The following is a 4,858-nucleotide window of genomic DNA, read 5'->3' as shown; positions in this document are numbered from 1 at the left end:
GTGTCGGGCTGGCTGATCGTGCAGGCGGCCGAGCAGCCCGCGATCATGTACCTGCTGGTGGCGATCGTCGGCGTGCGGTTCTTCGGCATCGGTCGGGCCGTGACCCGCTACGCCGAGCGGCTCGTCACCCACCGCGCCGCATTCCAGGCGACGGATGCCGTGCGCCTGCTGCTCTGGCGCGGCATCTCGGCCCGGTCCGCCGGCTCCCGCGACCTGCTCGAAGGCGGCCGAGCGGTCGACTACCTCGTCGGCAGCACGGGCGTCGTGCGCGAGCTGCTGCCGCGCATCGTCCCGCCGTTCGCCGCCGCCGTGCTCGCGACCGGGGGCGTGCTGCTGACCGTGGCCCTCGTCGCTCCCGGCGCGCTCGCGCTCACCGCCGCCGGGCTCGTCGTGGCGCTGCTCGTGCCCGGTGCGGTCGCCCTCGTGGCCGGTCGCACCGCCGAACGGCGACGGGTCGTGCTCGGCGGGCGGATTCTGCGCGGAGTCGCGTCACTCGGCAGGTCGGCCGCCGATCTGCGCGCCAACGGGGTCGCCGAACGAGCGATCACCGCGGTGACCGAGGATGCCGAGGCCCTCGCGGTCGCGGAACGCCGAGCCGCCCCGATCGCCGAGGCCGCCCCGGTCGCCGCCGCCGCGATCGCCGCCCTCACCGCGATCGCCGCCGGTCTCCTGCTCGCCGCGACCGGCGGCATCCCGGTCTCGACGGTCGCCGTCGTCGTGCTGCTCGTGCTCGCCGCCGGCGATCCGCTCGCGGCGGGTGCCGTCGCGGTGCAGCGTCTGCCGGCGCTCGGCAGCGCCCTCGGGTCGGCGGGTCGGCTGCTCGCCGCCCCCGAAGCCCCGGCGGGTGGTTCTCTGGTCGTGCCGCCCGCCGGTCCGCGGCAGCTCGCGTTCGACGATGTCGCGCTGACCTGGCCCGGGGCGCGCCGGCCGGCCGTCGAACATGTCACCACGGCGATCTGGCGCGGCGAGTGGCTCGCCGTCACCGGTCCGTCGGGCTCGGGCAAGTCGACCCTGCTGACCGCCCTGCTCGGCGGCATCGGGGCGTCGGCGGGCCAGCTGCGCATCGACGGCGACGACCTCGGCGCGCTCTCGATCGCGGACTGGCGCGCTCACGTCGCCTGGTGTCCGCAAGACGCCCACGTCTTCGACTCCACCCTGCGCGGCAACCTCGCTCTCGCGGGCGAGGTCGACGAGCAGGCGATGCGCGACGTTCTCGGTCGCGTCGGCCTCGCGCCGCTGCTCGCCGACCTCGACGCGGGACTCGACAGCCGCGTCGGCCCGGGCGGCCGTGCCCTCTCCGGTGGGGAGCGCCAGCGGCTCGCCATCGCCCGCGCGCTGCTGGTGGATGCCGACGTGGTGCTGCTCGACGAACCGACGGCGCACCTCGACGGTCCGACGGCGGACGCCCTCATGTCCGACCTGCGCGGCGCGCTCGACGACCACCTCGTCGTGCTCGTCACTCACCGGGCGGCCGACCTGCGTCCCGACGACGTCGTGCTCGATCTCGGCGCTCCCGCGGCCCGGCCGTTGGCGCTCGCCGGCTGACGGCGGCGCGTCGGAGCAGGAGGCCGGCGCTGCGCACGGTCATGCCGGCGCGGTGCTGACGTGCAGGGTGCCGCGGTCGCGGCGAGGTCCGGAGAACACCGGGGTGGCCGACTCCTGCACGGCGACCACGTTCGTCACCGTCGCGTGGCCGAGCGCGAGCAGGGCGGCGTCGGAGCCCTCGATCGGCTGGTCGGGCAGTTCGCGCACCGTGAGCCGCACGTCGCCCTCCACGGGTTCGGTCATCGTAGTCTGCACGATCCCGAAGGGCGCGAGCGTCGCCTCCCGCAGCTCGAGGCCCTCGGCCGACGGGATGTTGGGCACGTTGAGGTTGAACACGGTGCCGTGCGGGTGCTCGAGCAGCACGGGCAGCAGGGTGCCGACGACCGTCGCCGCCGTCTCCCAGTGGTGATGCTCGGGGTTCAGGCCGACGTCGAGCGACACCGCGAGCCCCCGCGCGTCGTTCACTCCGCCGGTGAGCGCGGCCCCGGCGGTGCCGGAGTGCAGGATGACCCGGCCGAGGTTCGCGCCGCGGTTGATGCCCGAGAGCACGACGTCGGGCGGGTCGCCGAAGGCGCCGTGCGCGGCGAGCAGGGTGATGAGACCCGGGGCGGCGCGCACGCTGAAGGCCGGGACTCCGGGCACCTCGGCGAGGTCGACCCGCTCGACCTTGATCGTCGAGGCGTCGGTGTGCCCGGTGACGGCGATCGTGTTCGTGCCGGTGATGGCGGCGCTCGAGCCGCTCGCCTCCTCGGCGGGCGCCGCGACGACGACCTCCCAGCCGGCGGCGACGGCGGCGCGGGCGAGGGCGTACAGGCCCGGCGACTCGATGCCGTCGTCGTTGGTGATGAGCGCGCGGGTCATGTCGCGGCCCCCTCGGCGAGCGGCCGGATCTCGACGAGCTCCCGCAGTCGTTCGATCGTCGCGGCCTCCCCGGTGCCGAGGCCGTGCCGGGTCACGTTCTGGGCGCCGGCGGCGGCGCCGAGCAGGGCGGCGTCGGTCACTGAGCCGCCCCGGGCCAGCACCGCGCAGAACGCGCCGACGAACGAGTCGCCCGCGCCGGCCGAGTCGACGACCTCCATCTGCGGGGCGACGATCTCGTGCACGTCGTCGCGCTCGAGCAGCAGCGCCGACTCCTCCGCCCGGGTCACGACGACGACGTCGGCGCCCGCGTCGCGCAGGGCGCGCATCGCCTCGACGACCTGACGAACGTCCTTCTTCGACGCGATCCGGCCGTCGTCGAGCAGTTCCTGGTCGCTGACCTTGGCCACGGCGACCCCGCCCGCGAGGGCGGCATCCAGGCGTTCCCCGGCGAGGTCGACCACGACGCGCACGCCGCCGGTGCGGAGGTCGGCGGCGAGTCGGCGGTAGAAGTCGGCGGGCAGCACTCCGTCGCCGTGCGGGCCGGAGAGGATGACGAGTCGCGCGTCGAGGCCGGTGCGCAGCGTGAGTCCGTAGAGCTCGTCCTGCTCGTGCCGCGACAGGTCGTCGCCGCCGGACTCGATGATCGGCACCTTCTCGCCGCCCCGGCGGTCGGTCACGAAGACGCCGCCGCGCGCTTCGCGCGGGAAGCCGACGACCGGGATGCCCTCCTCGTGGAGCAGGAACCCGAGCACGCGTCCGGTCTCACCGGAGAGGGCGGAGCACAGCTGCACGTCGCAGCCGAGCGACTGCAGCATCCGCGCCTGCCAGACCCCCTGTCCGCCGGCGTGCACGTGCACGTCGCCGTCATCCGCGTGCTCTTCGACCGTGATCTGGAGCACGGGCGACGGGGCGAAGATCACGACGTCGGTCATGCTCCTCAGATTAAGCAGCGCCCCCGACCGCCCGGAGGGGCTGGCCGGGGGCGCCGGAGGATGCTAGGTGCGCCGAGGTGTCAGGAGTGCTTACTCCCAGGCCCAGCTGGCGAGCACCGATTCGGCGAGATCTTCGCGTTCGGCCTCCGTCTCGGTCTCGCTGAACGAGAACGTGACGACGTAGGTCTGGCCGTCGTGCGTCGGGTAGTACTGGTCGATCTGGTACGAGACGCCGCCCTGGGTGAAGAGCGCCGTCAGGTGCGCGGACTCCTCGCCGGCGATGCCGACCCGCGGTCGCACCTCGACTCCGGTGGCGCCGGCGCCTTCGAGCTCGTCGACGCCGAGGCTCTCGACCTGGTCGGAGGTGATCGTGCCGGCGGGGGAGAGCAGCACGTTGATGTTGTCGGTGAAGCCGTCGGTGTCGGCGAGATCGACGGCGAGCGTGTCGGGGTCGAACCCGGAGGGGGTCTCCGGCGGCACGCCCCAGCCGTCGGGAACGTTGTAGGTGTAACCGTCGCCCGAGATCAGCTCGCCCGTGGCGGGGGTGGCGTCCGAGGTGGGCACGTCGGGGTCGGTGCCGGGGGCGGGCGCGGATGGAGCGGCGCCCGCGCAACCGGCGAGAACGAGAGCCGCGGCGAACACGACGGCGAGAGGAGGAAGGACAGATGTCATGTGACCGACGTTAGAGAAAATCTCAATTCACCCTCGCGCCTTGACATCGGCGGAATGTCCGGAACGCGCGAATGGTTGGATGGTGACATGACAACCGGTGCGGCGAACATCCCTCTCGACGGCCTCGAGCTTGGCCTCGACACCTTCGGCGACGTGAGCGTCGACCTCGACGGCGCCACGGTGCCGTACGGGCAGGTCATCCGCAACGTCGTCGAGCAGGGCGTCCTCGCCGACTCGCTCGGCATCGACTTCTTCGGCGTCGGCGAGCACCACCGCGACGACTTCGCCGTCTCCGCCCCCGAGATCGTGCTCGCCGCCATCGCCGCGCGCACCGAGCGCATCCACGTCGGCACCGCCGTGACGGTGCTGTCGAGCGACGACTCGGTGCGGGTGTTCGAGAAGTTCGCGACGCTCGACGCGGTGTCGCGGGGCCGGGCGGAGATCATCCTGGGGCGCGGGTCGTTCACCGAGTCGTTCCCGCTGTTCGGGTTCGAACTCGCCGACTACGAGCGTCTCTTCGAGGAGAAGCTCGACCTGCTGCATGCCCTCCTCGCGGAAGGCCCGGTCACCTGGGAGGGGACGACCCGCGCGCCGCTGACGAACCAGCACGTCTACCCGAAGACCGAGTCCGGGGGCATCCGCGCCTGGGTCGGCGTCGGCGGATCACCGGAGTCGGTCGTGCGCGCCGCACGCTACGGGCTGCCGCTCACCCTCGCGATCAGCGGCGGCGCGCCCGCCCGGTTCGCCCCCTACGTCGACCTGTTCCACCGTGCGCTCGCCCAGATGGAGCAGCCCGACCTCCCCGTCGCCGTGCACTCGCCGGGGTTCATCGCCGACACCGACGAGGA

At 73.5% G+C, this 4,858-nt stretch carries 5 protein-coding genes; 2 read left to right on the top strand and 3 right to left on the bottom strand.

Translation table 11 applies throughout. The annotated features are described in order from the left end of the window. Positions 1-1,545, top strand: a 1,545-nt coding sequence (gene cydC / locus ACILQS_RS15625) for a thiol reductant ABC exporter subunit CydC (protein ID WP_395641049.1), incomplete at its 5' end; no start/stop codon positions are given. A 39-nt stretch (positions 1,546-1,584) separates the two neighbouring features. On the opposite strand, the gene surE is transcribed toward cydC, so the two are convergent. From surE to ACILQS_RS15610, 3 genes are all read right to left on the bottom strand, one after another. Further along, a complete protein-coding gene (gene surE, locus ACILQS_RS15620; protein ID WP_395641048.1) occupies positions 1,585-2,406 on the bottom strand; it encodes a 5'/3'-nucleotidase SurE in 822 nt (273 codons plus the stop codon). After that, positions 2,403-3,338, bottom strand: coding sequence for a PfkB family carbohydrate kinase (locus ACILQS_RS15615; RefSeq protein ID WP_395641047.1), 936 nt, complete (start codon positions 3,336-3,338; stop codon positions 2,403-2,405). The genes surE and ACILQS_RS15615 overlap by 4 nt, the downstream gene beginning before the upstream one ends. 90 nt (positions 3,339-3,428) lie before the next feature. Next, complete coding sequence (locus ACILQS_RS15610; protein WP_395641046.1) at positions 3,429-4,010, bottom strand: hypothetical protein; 582 nt, start codon at positions 4,008-4,010, stop codon at positions 3,429-3,431. Positions 4,011-4,097: 87 nt separating this feature from the next. Between ACILQS_RS15610 and ACILQS_RS15605 the strand changes: the two genes are divergently transcribed. Continuing rightward, positions 4,098-4,858: LLM class flavin-dependent oxidoreductase (locus ACILQS_RS15605; RefSeq protein WP_395641045.1), on the top strand; the 761-nt coding region annotated here is incomplete at its 3' end.

Source organism: Pseudolysinimonas sp., assembly GCF_044239695.1.
In the GTDB taxonomy this organism is placed as follows: Bacteria; Actinomycetota; Actinomycetes; order Actinomycetales; family Microbacteriaceae; genus Pseudolysinimonas_A.
The sequence above is the reverse complement of the archived record's forward strand: the minus strand, read 5'-3'. Positions and strand labels throughout refer to the sequence as shown.